At 66.9% G+C, this 14,820-nt stretch carries 15 protein-coding genes; 7 read left to right on the top strand and 8 right to left on the bottom strand.

Annotation, left to right across the window (positions count from 1 at the left end; translation table 11 throughout):
* Nucleotides 1-12 precede the first annotated feature (12 nt).
* From AT701_RS33755 to AT701_RS33725, 7 genes are all read right to left on the bottom strand, one after another.
* A complete protein-coding gene (locus AT701_RS33755; RefSeq protein WP_011731622.1) occupies nucleotides 13-678 on the bottom strand; it encodes a GntR family transcriptional regulator in 666 nt (221 codons plus the stop codon).
* Nucleotides 679-766: 88 nt separating this feature from the next.
* The gene (locus tag AT701_RS33750) at nucleotides 767-1,564 is read right to left on the bottom strand and encodes an LLM class F420-dependent oxidoreductase (RefSeq protein ID WP_058127460.1); all 798 of its coding nucleotides are present in this window, start codon (nucleotides 1,562-1,564) and stop codon (nucleotides 767-769) included.
* A 37-nt stretch (nucleotides 1,565-1,601) separates the two neighbouring features.
* Complete coding sequence (locus AT701_RS33745) at nucleotides 1,602-3,680, bottom strand: PhoX family protein (RefSeq protein WP_058127459.1); 2,079 nt, start codon at nucleotides 3,678-3,680, stop codon at nucleotides 1,602-1,604.
* A 133-nt stretch (nucleotides 3,681-3,813) separates the two neighbouring features.
* A complete protein-coding gene (locus AT701_RS33740; RefSeq protein WP_058127458.1) occupies nucleotides 3,814-4,719 on the bottom strand; it encodes an Rv0045c family esterase in 906 nt (301 codons plus the stop codon).
* Nucleotides 4,720-4,790: 71 nt separating this feature from the next.
* On the bottom strand, nucleotides 4,791-5,882 hold the full coding sequence (locus tag AT701_RS33735; protein WP_003898329.1) for an inositol-3-phosphate synthase: 1,092 nt from the start codon (nucleotides 5,880-5,882) through the stop codon (nucleotides 4,791-4,793).
* 77 nt (nucleotides 5,883-5,959) lie between these two features.
* A complete protein-coding gene (locus tag AT701_RS33730) occupies nucleotides 5,960-6,505 on the bottom strand; it encodes a PadR family transcriptional regulator (protein ID WP_003898328.1) in 546 nt (181 codons plus the stop codon).
* Between the two features lie 143 nt (nucleotides 6,506-6,648).
* Nucleotides 6,649-7,497 carry a DUF1707 SHOCT-like domain-containing protein gene (locus tag AT701_RS33725; RefSeq protein ID WP_058127457.1) on the bottom strand — a complete coding sequence of 283 codons (849 nt, stop codon included), beginning with the start codon at nucleotides 7,495-7,497 and terminating at the stop codon, nucleotides 6,649-6,651.
* A gap of 90 nt (nucleotides 7,498-7,587) precedes the next feature.
* Between AT701_RS33725 and AT701_RS33720 the strand changes: the two genes are divergently transcribed.
* Genes AT701_RS33720 through AT701_RS33710 form a run of 3 tightly spaced genes read left to right on the top strand, consistent with a single transcriptional unit; the run spans nucleotide 7,588 to nucleotide 12,156 of the window.
* Nucleotides 7,588-8,019 carry a DUF5318 family protein gene (locus AT701_RS33720; RefSeq protein WP_029104464.1) on the top strand — a complete coding sequence of 144 codons (432 nt, stop codon included), beginning with the start codon at nucleotides 7,588-7,590 and terminating at the stop codon, nucleotides 8,017-8,019.
* Nucleotides 8,012-10,495 carry a transglycosylase domain-containing protein gene (locus tag AT701_RS33715; protein WP_372509691.1) on the top strand — a complete coding sequence of 828 codons (2,484 nt, stop codon included), beginning with the start codon at nucleotides 8,012-8,014 and terminating at the stop codon, nucleotides 10,493-10,495. Before AT701_RS33720 ends, AT701_RS33715 begins: the two co-directional genes overlap by 8 nt.
* Nucleotides 10,492-12,156: a glycosyltransferase family 87 protein gene (locus AT701_RS33710; RefSeq protein ID WP_011731615.1), complete on the top strand. Its 1,665-nt coding sequence runs from the start codon at nucleotides 10,492-10,494 to the stop codon at nucleotides 12,154-12,156. The genes AT701_RS33715 and AT701_RS33710 overlap by 4 nt, the downstream gene beginning before the upstream one ends.
* Here AT701_RS33710 and AT701_RS33705 read toward each other — a convergent pair.
* On the bottom strand, nucleotides 12,126-12,746 hold the full coding sequence (locus AT701_RS33705) for a hypothetical protein (protein ID WP_058127456.1): 621 nt from the start codon (nucleotides 12,744-12,746) through the stop codon (nucleotides 12,126-12,128). The two genes, AT701_RS33710 and AT701_RS33705, sit on opposite strands and share 31 nt — an antisense overlap.
* Nucleotides 12,747-12,925: 179 nt before the next feature.
* On the opposite strand from AT701_RS33705, the gene rpsF reads away from it, so the two are divergent.
* The 4 genes from rpsF (at nucleotide 12,926) to rplI (ending at nucleotide 14,551) form a co-directional block, all read left to right on the top strand.
* Entirely contained in the window at nucleotides 12,926-13,216 is a 291-nt protein-coding gene (rpsF, locus tag AT701_RS33700) for a 30S ribosomal protein S6 (protein ID WP_003898321.1), read from the top strand.
* 72 nt (nucleotides 13,217-13,288) lie between these two features.
* Nucleotides 13,289-13,786 (top strand): single-stranded DNA-binding protein, encoded by a 498-nt coding sequence (locus AT701_RS33695; protein ID WP_003898320.1) that lies wholly within the window; start codon nucleotides 13,289-13,291, stop codon nucleotides 13,784-13,786.
* Between the two features lie 36 nt (nucleotides 13,787-13,822).
* On the top strand, nucleotides 13,823-14,077 hold the full coding sequence (gene rpsR / locus AT701_RS33690) for a 30S ribosomal protein S18 (RefSeq protein WP_003898319.1): 255 nt from the start codon (nucleotides 13,823-13,825) through the stop codon (nucleotides 14,075-14,077).
* A gap of 18 nt (nucleotides 14,078-14,095) precedes the next feature.
* On the top strand, nucleotides 14,096-14,551 hold the full coding sequence (gene rplI, locus AT701_RS33685; protein WP_058127455.1) for a 50S ribosomal protein L9: 456 nt from the start codon (nucleotides 14,096-14,098) through the stop codon (nucleotides 14,549-14,551).
* Nucleotides 14,552-14,820 lie beyond the last annotated feature (269 nt).

The raw sequence follows: 14,820 nt of genomic DNA, 5'->3' as shown, positions 1-14,820 counted from the left end.
CGGGATTCGAGGCTATGGAGAGCGCAGTTCACCGAACACACCTCGGCGGGTGAGCTCGGCGATCATGATCCTCGACATGATCTCGGACCGGTGCATGCACGCCTTGCGGGCGTTCTCGGGGTCGCGGTCGCGGATGGCCGCGAACTCGTCGTCGTAGGTGGGCAGGAACTCGGTCTTGGACGGTGTGTAGCCCGTCCAGAAGTCCGACGGTGCGAAGCTCTCGCCGGCGCGGATCGTGGCCTGCAGGCGCGGGCCCGCGTACTCGTCGTTGATCGTGTTGCGGAACACCCAGCAGTTGTCCTGGAACGTCTTGACGTCCTTGGCGGCGTGCATGATCCGCAACGACTCCTCGAGTTGCGCGAGGATCCGCGGCGTCGGGTTGGCCGCGCAGCGCGCCGAGGAGATGCCGTTGAGAATCCCGTACAGCTCATGGTGTTCGGCGACCGTGGCCTCGTCGAAGCGGGCGACGAAGGCGCCGCGGTGATATCGCGTGGACAGGATGCCGTCGTGTTCGAGTTGCACGACGGCCTCCTGGATGGGCACGCGGCTGAGCCCGAGATCGCGGACGATCTCGTTGCGGTCGATCCGGTCCCCCGTCCGGAGTTTGCCCGTCATCATCAGGTTGATGATGTGGCTGACCACCTGGTCTTTCTCTTTGACCCCATACTTCTTCGGCACCTCGCGCTGGCCCCCCTGCGAAAAAATCGATTCGCTGATTTTCGCATGCGTGGACCTGCGGGGAGGGGCAAGTCGTTAACGCCGTTAATCAGTTCGCGTGACGTCCGTCACGCCAGCGGCACAGTGCCTCGGCGGCCGTCAGATCGTAGTCGGGACCGTTCGCGCCGACGGTCAGGATCGTCACGCCGAGATCGGCCAGCGCGTCGGCCTCGGCCAGCATCGCCTCGATGCCGCCGTCGGACTGCACACCGGCCGACCGTTCGATGGACGCGGCATCGCGGCCCACGCTTTCGCAGTGCGAGTCGAGCACCTCGGCCTTGCCCGGATAGGTGTTGCGGTCGACGAACGCGTGCCAGATGTGGGCGTGCTCGGCCACCAGGGGAAGGGTCTTGCGCTCGCCCTGCCCGCCGATCAGGATCGGGATCTCACGTGTCGGCGCCGGGTTGAGCTTGTCCAGCCGCGCGCGGATGCGGGGCAGCGCCGCGGCCAGGTCGTCCAGCCGGCTGCCTGCGGTGCCGAACTCGTAGCCGTACTCGTCGTAATCCTTTTGCTTCCAACCACTTCCGATACCGAGGATGAGCCTGCCGTCGGAGATGTGGTCGACCGTGCGGGCCATGTCGGCGAGCAGTTCCGGGTTGCGGTAGGAGTTGCAGGTGACCAGTGCGCCGATCTCGATGCGTGACGTCTGCTCGGCCCACGCCCCGAGCATGGTCCAGCACTCGTAGTGCGCGCCGTCGGGATCGCCGTAGAGCGGGAAGAAGTGGTCCCAGTTGAACGCGATGTCGACGCCGATGTCCTCACAGCGGCGCACCGCATCGCGGATGAAACGGTATTCGGGCGAGTGTTGGGGCTGCAGTTGCACCCCTATGCGAATAGGCGAAGTCATCTGTGCGAGCGTAGCCGCGTCACCGCGACGTCATCGGCTATACGCCGATCTGGCCTTGTGGTCTCCACACCGAGACCACCGCGGGCCGCGCCGGGGTGGTGCCGCCACCGGGCCAGTGCGACAGCGGGTTGTCGAGACTGTGGTCGTCGCTCTCCCCTGGGTGTTGCACGCAGACCGTCACCACGTCGTCGGTGACCACCGGACCGCAGGTCTCCGCGCCGAGCGGAACCGACAGGAACTGTTTGGTCTCACCGCGATTCGGGCCGTCGAGCGCCACCGCGAACAGGCCGTCGTTGGCACCGAGGGCGTTGCCGTCGGTCGAGATCCACAGGTTCCCGTGACGGTCGAAGGCCAGGTTGTCGGGGCACGAGATGGGGCTCACCGCCGACTTGTCGAAGCCGGCGTAGTACGTGTCGGCGGCGTCGGGGTCCCCGCACACCAGCAGCAGGTCCCACGTGAAATCGGTGCCGGTGTGGTTGTCGGTGATCTCGAGGATCTGACCGTTCTTGTTCTCCGAGCGCGGATTGGCGGCGTCGGCCGCCGGTTCGCCGTCGGTGCCGCGCTTGTCGTTGTTGGTCAGCGCGACGTACACCTTGCCGGTCAGCGGATTGGCCTCGAAGTCCTCGGGTCGATCCATCTTCGTGGCTCCGGCCTTGTCGGCCGCGAAGCGGGTGAACACCGCCACCTCGGCGGCGGTCATGCCCTCGACCAGGGATTCACCGGTGCCATCCGGGCCCGACCTCAGCAACGGGATCCAGGTGCCCGTCCCGCGGAACGATCCCGACGACGGCAGCTTGCCCCTTCCATCGATCTCCTCCGCCGGGATGTCGCTGGCCAGTTTCGCGACGTAGAGTGTTCCCTCGTCGAGAATCGACATGTTGTGCGCCATCGCGGCGGGATCGTTCTCCCAGCCAGGGGCCACCGACTTGTCCGCGACGAACTTGTACATGTAGTCGAAGCGTTCGTCGTCGCCGGTGTAGGCGACGACGCGGCCGTCGGCGGTGACGTGGATCGTGGCACCCTCGTGCTTGAAACGGCCCAGTGCCGAGTGTTTGACCGGGGTCGAGCCGGGATCCCACGGGTTGACCTCGACGACATAGCCGAACCGGTTGACCTCGTTCGGCGTCACCGTCAGATCGAAGCGCGGATCGAACGACTCCCATCTCAGCTCGGACGGCTGCAGCTCGATGCCGTAGCGGTCGAAGCGGTCGCCCTCGACGGGCTTCGGGGCCGGGGCGTCCGCAGGCGCGCCGAAGTAACCGTGGAAGTTCTCCTCACCGGAAAGAACTGTGCCCCAAGGCGTCACGCCGCCGGCACAGTTGGCGAAGGTGCCTGCGACCGTCCGGCCGGTGGGATCGGCGGCGGTCTTGACGAAGTCGGTGCCGGCGGCAGGTCCGGTGAGCGTGAACGGGGTGTCGGCGGTGATGCGACGGTTGTAGCGTCCCATCACCGGCCGCAGTGCGCCATCGCCTGCGCGTTCGACCTCGACCACACCCATGCCCATCGCAGCGATCTCGATGTCGAACTGGTCCCGCGTGGGCGCCTCGGGGTCGTAGCCGGAGAACATGAACTGCGGCGTGACGTACTCGAAGTTGGTCACGAGCAGAAACCGGTTGCGCTGCCCAGGGATCGGCATGAGGGCTGCGAAGTCGTTGTTGAACCCGAACTGCTTGCGTTGCGCGTCGGCGGTCTGTGCGGCGATGTCGAACGGCGGGGCGTCCGGCAGGACGGGGTCACCCCAGGCGATCACGACCTGTTGGCGGTACCCCTGCGGAATGATCACGGCGTCTTCGGAATTGGGCGCGACGGCGTCGAACCTCAACCCGGGTGGCGTGGCCGCGGGCTCCGGCGACGAGGTGGGTGTGGCGCCGGGTTGCTCGTCGGCGCCGCAGGCCGCGAGTGCGGACCCCGCCCCGACGGCCAGCACCGTGACGCCCGCGGCACGCAGCATCGACCGGCGCGACATCTGCGCGACGATGTCGCCGAAGTACTCGTTGTCGCTGGTGTTGGGTGCGGGCTTCGAGCATGCGTCGCCGCAGCGGTAGCGGCACGTGATGTGCTGGCGGGATGACCTGCCGCGGTGGGTGACAAAGAGATTCAACGGCACAAGCGCCACGGCCGGTACGTCCTTTCGCTCGACACCGGCCGAGGGCTGATCGGCCGGTCACGGCGGAAGTTACGGCAGCACGGCAATCACTCGGCAAGGAGAAGGTGAACGATCGGTGTATTCGGGCCACACCGACGATCGGCTACCCGAGGATTCCCCGCAGGATCTCCACGAGCTTCGCCGGTTGATCGCCCTGCACCGAGTGGCCCGCGTCGGCGACGATGTGCGTGCGCTTGAATCCCGGTGCGCGGTCGGCGAACTGTTTCGCGTCCTCGTCGTTGACGAAGAACGAGTTGGCTCCGCGCACCAGGGTGGTCGGCATCGTGATGGCCTCGACGTCGTCCCACAGGCCCTCGAACCCGTCGCCTTTGCGGAATGAGTCGTACCGCCACGTCCAGGTGCCGTCGTCGAGGCGCTTCGAGTTGTGGAAGACGCCGCGGCGCAACGAGTTCCGGTCTCGGTGCGGAGCTGCCCGGACGCTGACGTCCAGCATCGCCGCAAAACTCGGGAAGGTCCGGTTCTCGCGAACCAGGGCGACGGTGCCCATCTGGGTCTTGGTCATCTCGGTGTGCCGCTCGGGCGCAGACGGAGTGACGTCGATCAGCACGAGTTCGGGCACCAGAGCGGGTTCGGTGGCCGCGATGCGCAGTGCGGTGAGCCCGCCGAGGGACATGCCGACCACAAGGCGCGGTTCGGGGGCGAGGTCGCGCAGCACGGGTTTGACGGTCTCGGCGTTGAGTTTCGGGCCGTAGTCACCGTCCTCGCGCCACTGCGAGCGGCCGTGACCGGGCAGGTCGACGGCCAGCGCGGGTTCACCGAGACCCAGGATCACGGTGTCCCACGTGTGCGCGTTCTGCCCGCCGCCGTGCAGGAACACCACGCGCGGCGCCTCGGTGCCGAACTTCAGCGCGCTGACCGGGCCGTGCGTGATGCGTTCGACGGGCGGCAGCGGTTCGGTACGCCCGATCTGCGTGGCGTTCTCGTGCAGCAGCGCGAACTCGTCGAGCGTGGGCAGTTCGTCGTCGGAGATCTCGTGTGTGGTCGACACGTCCCCGACCCTAAGCGATTTGTGGAGTCTTACCAGCGCCTGCCGGTAAGACTCCACAAATCACGCGAGGATCAGCCCTCGATGAAGGTTTCCAACTCGGCGCGGGCGACGTCGTCGGCGAGCTGCTTGGGCGGGCTCTTCATGAGGTAGGCCGAGGCCGCCTCGATCGGTCCGCCGATGCCGCGGTCCTTGGCGATCTTGGCCGCGCGCACCGCGTCGATGATGACGCCTGCGGAGTTGGGGGAGTCCCACACCTCGAGCTTGTACTCCAGGTTCAGCGGCACGTCGCCGAAGGCGCGGCCTTCCAGCCGCACGTAGGCCCACTTACGGTCGTCGAGCCAGGCGACGTGGTCGGACGGGCCGATGTGGACGTTCTTGTCCTCGACCTTGCCGGCCAGCGCGCCGGACAGGTTGGAGGTGACGGCCTGGGTCTTGGAGACCTTCTTGGACTCCAGACGCGAACGCTCGAGCATGTTCAAAAAGTCCATGTTGCCGCCGACGTTGAGCTGGTAGGTGCGGTCCAGCGTGACGCCGCGGTCCTCGAACAGCTTGGCCATCACGCGGTGGGTGATGGTGGCGCCGACCTGGCTCTTGATGTCGTCACCGACGATCGGCACGCCGGCATCTTCGAACTTCTTGGCCCACACCGGATCCGAGGCGATGAACACCGGCAGCGCGTTGACGAAGGCCACGCCCGCGTCGATCGCGCACTGGGCGTAGAACTTGTCGGCCTCTTCCGAACCCACGGGCAGGTAGGAGACCAGCACGTCGACCTCGGCGTCCTTGAGGACCTTGACCACGTCGACCGGTTCGGCGTCGGAGACCTCGATGGTGTCGGCGTAGTACTTGCCGATGCCGTCGAGTGTCGGGCCGCGCTGCACGATGACGTCGGTCGGCGGCACGTCGGCGATCTTGATGGTGTTGTTCTCGGAGGCGAAGATGGCCTCGGACAGATCGAAGCCGACCTTCTTGGCGTCCACGTCGAACGCGGCGACGAAGTTCACGTCGCGCACGTGGTACGGGCCGAACTTGACGTGCATCAGCCCGGGCACGGTCGTGTTCTCGTCGGCGTTGCGGTAGTACTGCACGCCCTGGACCAGGGAGGATGCGCAGTTACCGACGCCGACAATGGCGACCCGGATTTCTCCTGCGTGCTCAGACATGGACGGTCTCCTTACTCGTTCCGTATTGCTCGGCCAGCGGCCTTGTTTGCAATGTCAGGGCTGTACCCGGGGTGCGTTCATGGATTGTCCGTACGCCCCTGGCTCAGCCGCTCTGCCGCTATCAGTTCGTTGAGCCATTTCACTTCTCGCTCACTGGACTCCAGGCCCAGCTGGTGGAGTTGACGGGTGTAGCGGTCGAACGAACTGCTGGCCCGCGCCACTGCTTCACGCAGACCTTCCCGCCGTTCCTCCACCTGACGACGGCGACCTTCCAGGATCCGCATCCTGGCCTCGGCCGGGGTGCGGTTGAAGAAGGCCAGGTGCACACCGAAGCCGTCGTCGGAGTAGTTCTGCGGTCCGGTGTCGGCGACCAGCTCGGCGAACCGCTGTTTGCCGGCCTCGGTGAGCTGGTAGACCCGGCGCGCCCGGCGCACTTTCGTCGCGCCCTCGGGAGCGGCGTCCTCGACGATCAGCCCGTCGGCCTGCATGCGGCGCAGGGCCGGATAGAGCGAACCGTAGGAGAACGCGCGGAACGCCCCCAACAGGCCCGTCAGCCGTTTGCGCAGCTCGTAGCCGTGCATGGGCGATTCGAGCAGAAGACCCAGGATTGCGAGCTCCAGCACCGGAATCACCCCCTATCCAGCTCTGTTCGGGCTGTCGTTACGACGGATCAACACCTCGGCCAACTGTATCGCGCCGATATATTGAGCGCTACCGCAGGCTGACAAAGTACATCATTTGTCAGCTCGGTGGCAGGTCGTCGGGCTCAGCGGCCGGCGGGCCAGATCGCCTTGGTGGTGCCGTCCGGGTACAGCTCGATGCGGCCGTTGCCGAACTCGCTGTTGACGAAGATCTCGACGTTGACGGCCTCGGGGGTGGCCGGATCCTCCGACGGGCCGATCCGCAGCCACGTGTCCTTGACGTCGGCGCGTTTGATGCCGACGGTGTCGGGCGCGCCGCGCATGATCGCGAGCGTCTTCTCGTAGTCGAACTTCGACAGGTCCACCAGCCGCGCGTCGCTGTCGACCGCCGACGGCGAGCCGGACGGATCTCCCCAGCCGCCGCGGTAGGTGTAGCTCATCTCGCGGCGGTTGTCCGACGGGTCGGGCCGGTCCAGGAACGCCATGTCGGAGTGGATGTCCAGCTCGTAGCCCATGGTGTTGCCGAACTTCTTGCGCATCTGGTCGAACAGGCCGTTGAAACCGTTGAGCGACTGCAATTGCCTTGGCGCGGGGAGCACTTCGGGGGCGATGCCGTCGGCTTGGGCGCCGGGGTCCGAGGCGACATGAAAGGGCGTGGGGCTGGAGCCGTACATGCCCCACCCGATCCCGATGCCCAGCAGTACCAGCACCACCGCCGAGGCGATCTTGAAACCCCAGCCGGGCGATCCGGACGACGGCCGGGGGATGCGCGGCGGCTTGAGCGTGGGCAACCGCACCGGCGCGGCCTCGTTCTGCAGGTCGGCCACCAGGTCCGCGAGTTCGCCGAGCGTCGTGGCCTTCATCGCGGCGCTGAGCCGGTCGCGGTGCTCCTCCATGGACAGCTGACCCTCGGCCATCGCACTGTCCAGCACTTTGCAGGTGTCGTTGCGATCGCTGTCTTTGGCCCGTGTCATGGACGTCTGCCGCGTTGCCACGACCAAGATCGTATGAGCTGTGACGCGGTCGCGCCTCGGTGTCCGACGGGCCGACGTACTCTGGTCAACGTGCGATTGCAGAGACAGGTGGTGGACTACGCCCTGCGGCGGAGGTCCCTGCTGGCCGAGGTGTACTCCGGGCGAACCGGGGTGTCGGAAGTCTGCGACGCGAATCCCTATCTACTGCGCGCCGCGAAGTTCCACGGCAAGCAGAGCTCGGTGATGTGCCCGATCTGCCGGAAAGAACAGCTGACCCTGGTGTCGTGGGTCTTCGGCGAGCATCTGGGCCCGGTCTCCGGGTCGGCGCGCACGGCCGAGGAGCTGGTGTTGCTCGCCAGCCGCTATGACGAATTCGCGGTACACGTGGTGGAGGTATGCCGGACCTGCAGCTGGAATCATCTGGTCAAGTCGTACGTGCTCGGCGCGCCCCGTCCACCGGAGGCGCGGAGGCCGAAGCGTACGCCGAGCACGCGCAAGTCTGCGCGTACGGCCAGTGAATAACGAAGGGCGCCACTCCAGGTCGACCGACGATGCCCGTGAGGCAGCCGGTCGTCTTGGTGCGCGCGAGAACCGGCCCCTCGCAAACCCTCCGCGTCCCCCGGTGCCGCCCCGCTCGGCGGTGCCGCCCGACGACCGGTTGACCGCGGTCCTGCCGCCGGTGCGCGACGGTGACATCGCGCCGCCGATCGACGTCGTGCGCGCCGCGCTCGAAGGCTCCCCGCCGCCGAAACCGCCGCCACCGCCGCCGCCTGGAAGAGGCGGCGGAGGTCCGTCCGGACCGGGTGGTCCGTCGGGACCGGGCCGTCAGTTCCGCATCAACTGGAAGTGGGTGCGACGCGGTTCTGCGATCGCCGTCGCCGTGATGGTGCTGCTGCCGCTGATCACCTTCGGCATGGCGTACATGATCGTCGACGTCCCCGAGCCCGGCGACATCCGTACGCCGCAGGTGTCGACGATCCTCGCGAGCGACGGCAGCGAGATCGCGCGGATCGTGCCGCCGGAAGGCAACCGGGTCGACGTCAAGATCGACCAGATCCCGGTGCATGTTCGCGACGCGGTGATGGCCGCCGAGGACCGTGACTTCTACTCGAATCCGGGCTTCTCGTGGACCGGCTTCCTGCGCGCGATCAAGAACAACCTGTTCGGTGGCGGTGGTCTGCAGGGTGGATCGACCATCACGCAGCAGTACGTCAAGAACGCGCTGGTCGGTGACGAGCGGTCCGGTATCGGCGGTTTGATCCGCAAGGCCAAGGAGCTGGTCATCTCGACCAAGATGTCCGGCGAATGGTCCAAGGACGCCGTGCTGCAGGCCTACCTCAACATCATCTACTTCGGCCGCGGCGCCTATGGGATCTCGGCGGCGTCCAAGGCGTACTTCGACAAACCCGTCGAGCAGCTCGACGTCGCCGAGGGGGCCCTGCTGGCCGCGCTGATCCAGCGGCCGTCGACCCTGGATCCCGCGGTGGATCCCGAAGGTGCCGCCGACCGGTGGAACTGGGTGCTCGACGGCATGGTCGACATCGGGGCGCTGTCGCAGGCCGACCGCGACGCGCAGGTGTTCCCGCCGACGGTGCCCCCCGACTACGCCTTCCAGCAGAACCAGACGACGGGCCCCAACGGTCTGATCGAGCGCCAGGTCACCAACGAGCTGCTGGACCTCTTCGACATCAACGAGCAGACGTTGAACACCGAGGGTCTGCAGATCACCACCACGATCGACCCCAAGGCTCAGGAGGCCGCGGTCGACGCCGTCGACAAGTACCTCGAAGGCCAGGACCCGGACATGCGGGCGGCGGTCGTGTCGATCGACCCGCGCACCGGAGGCATCAAGGCGTACTACGGCGGTTCCGACGCCAACGGGTTCGACTTCGCGCAGGCGGGCCTGCCGACGGGTTCGTCGTTCAAGGTGTTCGCGCTCGTCGCGGCGCTGCAGCAGGGCATCGGCCTGGGCTATCAGATCGACAGCGGACCGCTCGAGGTCAACGGAATCAAGATCGGCAACGTCGAGGGTGAAGGCTGCGGAACCTGCTCGATCGCCGAGGCGCTCAAGCGGTCGCTGAACACCAGCTACTACCGGCTCATGCTCAAGCTGGAGAACGGCCCGGCCGACGTCGCCAAGGCCGCGCACGACGCGGGTGTCGCCGAGAGCTTCCCCGGCGTCGAGCACACGCTGAGCGAGGACGGCAAGGGCGGCCCGCCCAACAACGGTGTGGTGCTGGGCCAGTACCAGTCACGCGTGCTGGACATGGCGTCGGCGTACGCCACGCTCGCGGCGTCAGGCGTCTACCACAAGCCGCACTTCGTGGAGAAGGTCGTCAACTCCTCCGGGCAGGTGCTGTTCGACGCCTCCAAAGAGGACAACGGCGAAGAACGCATCGACAAGGCCGTTGCCGACAACGTGACGTCGGCCATGCAACCCATCGCAGGCTGGTCGCGGGGCCACAACCTGGCCGGCGGACGCCCGTCGGCGGCCAAGACCGGCACCGTCCAGCTCGGCGACACCGGCGACAACCGCGACGCCTGGATGGTCGGCTACACGCCGTCGCTGTCCACCGCGGTGTGGGTCGGCACCACCGAGGGCGTCAAGCCGCTGGTCAACAAGTGGGGTTCGCCGATCTACGGGTCCGGGCTGCCGTCGGACATCTGGAAGGCCACGATGGACGGCGCCCTGGAGGGCACCGACGTCGAGTCCTTCCCCAAGCCCACCGAGATCGGTGGCTACGCCGGTGTGCCACAGGCCCCGGCCGCGCCGCCGCCGTCGGCAGGCCCGCCGACCGATCCGGGGCAGCCCTCGGTGACCGTGATCCAGCCGACCATCGAGGTGGCGCCGGGCATCACGATCCCGATCGGCCCGCCGACCACCGTGCCGGTCGGACCCCCGCCGGGCGCACCTGGTGCTCCCGTCGGCCCCGGCGCGCCCGAGGTCCCCGTGGCGCCTGGTGCCCCAGGCGTCCCCGGAGCCCCGCCGCCTCCGTGACGGGCGACCAGCCCGGCGGGGTCTCACCCGCGCCGCTCGCGCCGAACCGTGCGAGCGCGGACGATCGTGACCTGCCCAGCCGCAACGACCCGATGAGTTCGGCGCTGTCGCAGGTGATCGGCGGCCCGGTCGGCAGGCACGCACTGATCGGGCGGGCGCGGTTCATGACGCCGTTGCGCGCGATCCTGCTGATCGCCGTGGTGTTCCTCGCGCTGGGTTACTCGACCAAGGCGGCGTGCCTGCAGACCACCGGCACCGGCACCGCGGGGCAGCGCGTCGCCAACTGGGAGAACAACCGCGCCTATTACGAACTCTGCTACTCCGACACGGTTCCGCTGTACACCGCAGAGTTGTTGAACCTGGGCAAGTTCCCGTACAAGTCCAGCTGGATCGAGAAGGATTCGTCGGGCAAGCCGCGCGTGCAGTACGACGGCAGCCCCGCGATCCGCTACATGGAGTATCCGGTCATCACCGGCATCTACCAGTACGTGGCGATGTCGCTGGCCAAGACCTACACCGCGCTGACCAAGCTCGTCGCGATCCCGATCGTCGCCGAGGTGGTGATGTTCTTCAACATCGCCGCGTTCGGGCTCGCACTGGCGTGGCTCGCCACGATCTGGGCGACCAGCCGAATGGCCGGGCGGCGCGTGTGGGACGCCGCGCTCGTGGCCGCCTCGCCCATCGTGATCTTCCAGATCTTCACCAACTTCGACGCGCTCGCCACCGCAGCGGCGGCCGGCGCGATGCTGGCCTGGTCACGGCGCAAACCCGTGGTGGCAGGTGCGCTGATCGGACTCGGGGTCGCGGCCAAGCTGTATCCGCTGCTGTTGCTGATCCCTCTGGTGCTGCTGGCCGTGCGCACCGGCCGGATGCGTGACGTCGGCAAGACGGCGCTGACGGCCGTGGCCACCTGGCTGGTGGTGAACCTGCCGATCATGGTGCTGTTCCCGCGCGGGTGGTCGGAGTTCTTCCGGCTCAACACCCGCCGCGGCGACGACATGGATTCGATCTACAACGTCGTCAAGTCGTTCACCGGCTGGCGCGGGTTCGATCCCGGCCTCGGGTTCTGGGAACCCCCGACGACGCTCAACACCGTGACGGCGATCCTGTTCGCCGCGTGCTGCATCGCGATCGGCTACATCACGCTGACGGCGCCCCAACGGCCACGTCTTGCGCAACTGGCGTTCCTGGTGGTGGCGGCGTTCCTGCTGACCAACAAGGTGTGGAGCCCGCAGTTCTCGCTGTGGCTCGTGCCGCTTGCCGTCCTCGCGCTGCCGCATCGGCGAATCCTGTTGGCGTGGATGACCATTGATGCCCTGGTGTGGGTGCCCCGGATGCTGTACCTCTACGGCGAGTCCAACAAGGGCCTGCCCGAGCAGTTTTTCACCACCACGGTCCTGCTGCGTGACATCGCGGTGATCGCGTTGTGCGCGTTGGTGATCCGTCAGATCTACCGTCCCGAACTGGATCTGGTGCGTTGGCACGGCCGCATCGACGATCCGACCGGCGGGATCTACGACCGCGCGCCGGACAGCCCACCGAAGTGGCTACCGGACCGGCTGCGCCCCACGGCTTCCCGCGTGCGCGCCGAGCGTGCGTCAGCGGCGGGAATCAGCGACCAAACCCGCCCTCAACGCACGGTCGACGATCGCTTGGCCTGAAGCCATGCCGCCGTGGACGGCAGCAGCACCAGCACCACCGTGGCGATCGCGAACACGAGGCCCACCGCATCGGGTCCGACGCTGCGGTTGTACTCGTACTCGCCGATGTTCGAGGGCACCAGGCCGGCGGCGACGATCGTGCTCAGCAGGTTCGTGACGCATCCCGCGATCACGATCCAGCGGCCCGTCATCTTGCGCAGCAACAACATCACCGTCCCGGCCAGAAGCAGCACGCCGCACAGGACGTTCAGCATCGCGACTGCGACCAGCGGGGTCCACGCGCTGTCGTTGACCGCGGAACTGCCTGCCCCGGTCGCGTCCGCCATGATCACGGCGAGTGAGAAGGCCATGAGCAGACCACCGAAGAAATTCGCCACACCACCGAGGCCCGCGAGCACGATCGCGATGATCGCGGTGAGACCACTCGGTGGCGCCGGTTGCGGAGGCGGGTACGGGTAACCGGGCTGCGGGTAACCCGGCGGCGGATAGGCCTGCGGTGGGTAGCCCTGCGGTGGGTAGACGGGCTGTTGCGGTGGGCCGGGCTGCTGCCAGGGGGTTCCTTGACCGTAAGGACCGTACGGACTGTTCACGAAACCCCCCTGATTGCCTGGACAAACTCTCAGCGTATCGGCAGAGCAGAAGGCGGGGCGGCACCGATTTCGCAGCTCACGTCAGTTTCCTGTAGCCTTAGCCGGTTGCCGACGCAGGCGACCCTCCTGCCACGGAACACGCCGTGGCCGCGACGACCATAGGAGGTGATGAGGTTCTAATGCGTCCATACGAAATCATGGTCATTCTCGACCCCACACTTGACGAGCGCACTGTTGCTCCGTCCCTGGAGACGTTCCTGAACGTCATCCGCAAGGATGGCGGGACCGTCGACAAGGTTGACATCTGGGGCCGCCGCCGTCTCGCTTACGAGATCGCCAAGCACGCCGAGGGCATCTACGCCGTCATCGACGTCAAGGCAGAGCCCGCCACGGTGTCCGAGCTCGACCGTCAGCTCAACCTGAACGAGTCGGTGCTGCGCACCAAGGTGCTTCGGACCGACAAGCACTGAGCGAACGGCTGCTCCTGTCGTGCAGCTTGCGTAGGCTCGCCCGCAATAGGACGCCCACTCCAGGAGGATCTCGTGGCTGGTGACACCACCATCACCGTTGTCGGAAACCTGACAGCGGACCCGGAACTGCGCTTCACCCCGTCCGGCGCTGCCGTCGCCAACTTCACCGTTGCGTCGACACCGCGCATGTTCGACCGCCAGAGCGGTGAATGGAAAGACGGCGAGGCACTTTTCCTTCGGTGCAACATCTGGCGTGAGGCCGCCGAGAACGTGGCCGAAAGCCTCACCCGCGGTTCGCGGGTGATCGTCACCGGACGGCTCAAGCAGCGCTCGTTCGAAACCCGCGAGGGTGAGAAGCGCACTGTTGTCGAGGTTGAGGTCGACGAGATCGGCCCGTCCCTGCGCTACGCCACGGCCAAGGTCAACAAGGCCAGCCGTAGCGGTGGCGGGGGTGGCGGCTTCGGATCCGGCGGTGGTGGATCCCGCCAGTCCGAGCCCAAGGACGATCCGTGGGGTAGCGCTCCGGCGTCGGGTTCCTTCAGCGGTGCCGACGACGAACCGCCCTTCTGATCAACATCGAATTTTTTTGCAAGGAAGAGATAATCAATGGCCAAGTCCAACAAGCGACGGCCGGCACCGGAAAAGCCGGTCAAGACCCGTAAGTGCGTGTTCTGCTCCAAGAAGGGGCAGACCATCGACTACAAGGACACCGCGCTGCTGCGCACCTACATCAGCGAGCGCGGCAAGATCCGTGCCCGCCGTGTGACCGGCAACTGCGTCCAGCACCAGCGCGACATCGCAGTCGCGGTGAAGAATGCCCGCGAGGTGGCGCTGCTGCCGTTCGGCTCGTCGACGCGCTAGCCAGGAACGGAGAGAGATATGAAGCTGATTCTCACCGCCGAGGTTGAGCACCTGGGTGCCGCCGGCGACACCGTCGAGGTCAAGGACGGCTACGGCCGTAACTACCTGCTGCCGCGCGGGCTGGCCATCGTCGCCTCCCGTGGGGCCGAGCGTCAGGCCGAGGAGATCCGCCGCGCTCGCGAGTCCAAGGTCATCCGCGACATCGAGCACGCCAACGAGCTCAAGACCGCGCTCGAGGGCCTGGGCGACGTCACGCTGTCGGTCAACGCGGCCGGCGACACCGGCAAGCTGTTCGGTTCCGTCACCGCTGCCGACGTCGTGAACGCGATCAAGAAGGCCGGTGGCCCGAACCTCGACAAGCGCACGGTGCAGTTGGCCAAGGCGCACATCAAGTCGGTCGGCTCCTATCCGGTGACCGTCAAGCTGCACACCGGCGTGGAAGCCAAGGTGTCGCTGAACGTCGTCGCGCAGTAGTCTGCACAGTCGAAGTCGCCGGCTGATCCAGTCGGCAGTCATACGCCCGGGTGGGAACCCGTCACGGTTCCCACCCGGGCGTTGCTGTATGCCCGCACCGCCGGCTGGCGAACTTCTCGAACGAAAACGAGGACAGCGAACCTAACCGTTCGTTAACCTGTTGGGCCCTTCGGCGCAACACAACACGCCCGAGCGGGCAACCCGCCACGACACGCCGATGAATTTGTCATCCACAATGCCCAAGGGGTCTTCTAGGCTTCTGAACTGGG

The sequence above is a fragment of the Mycolicibacterium smegmatis genome (assembly GCF_001457595.1).
GTDB classification, from domain to species: Bacteria; Actinomycetota; Actinomycetes; order Mycobacteriales; family Mycobacteriaceae; genus Mycobacterium; species Mycobacterium smegmatis.
Note: the sequence above shows the minus strand (reverse complement) of the source record. Positions and strands in the feature narration are given on the sequence as shown.

Excerpts from the sequence above, each read along its gene's own strand:
- rpsF (WP_003898321.1), top strand. The coding sequence starts at position 12,926 with ATGCGTCCATACGAAATCATGGTCATTCTCGACCCCACACTTGACGAG.
- AT701_RS33735 (WP_003898329.1), bottom strand. The coding sequence starts at position 5,882 with ATGTCTGAGCACGCAGGAGAAATCCGGGTCGCCATTGTCGGCGTCGGT.
- AT701_RS33750 (WP_058127460.1), bottom strand. The coding sequence starts at position 1,564 with ATGACTTCGCCTATTCGCATAGGGGTGCAACTGCAGCCCCAACACTCG.
- AT701_RS33725 (WP_058127457.1), bottom strand. The coding sequence starts at position 7,497 with ATGACACGGGCCAAAGACAGCGATCGCAACGACACCTGCAAAGTGCTG.
- rpsR (WP_003898319.1), top strand. The coding sequence starts at position 13,823 with ATGGCCAAGTCCAACAAGCGACGGCCGGCACCGGAAAAGCCGGTCAAG.
- rplI (WP_058127455.1), top strand. The coding sequence starts at position 14,096 with ATGAAGCTGATTCTCACCGCCGAGGTTGAGCACCTGGGTGCCGCCGGC.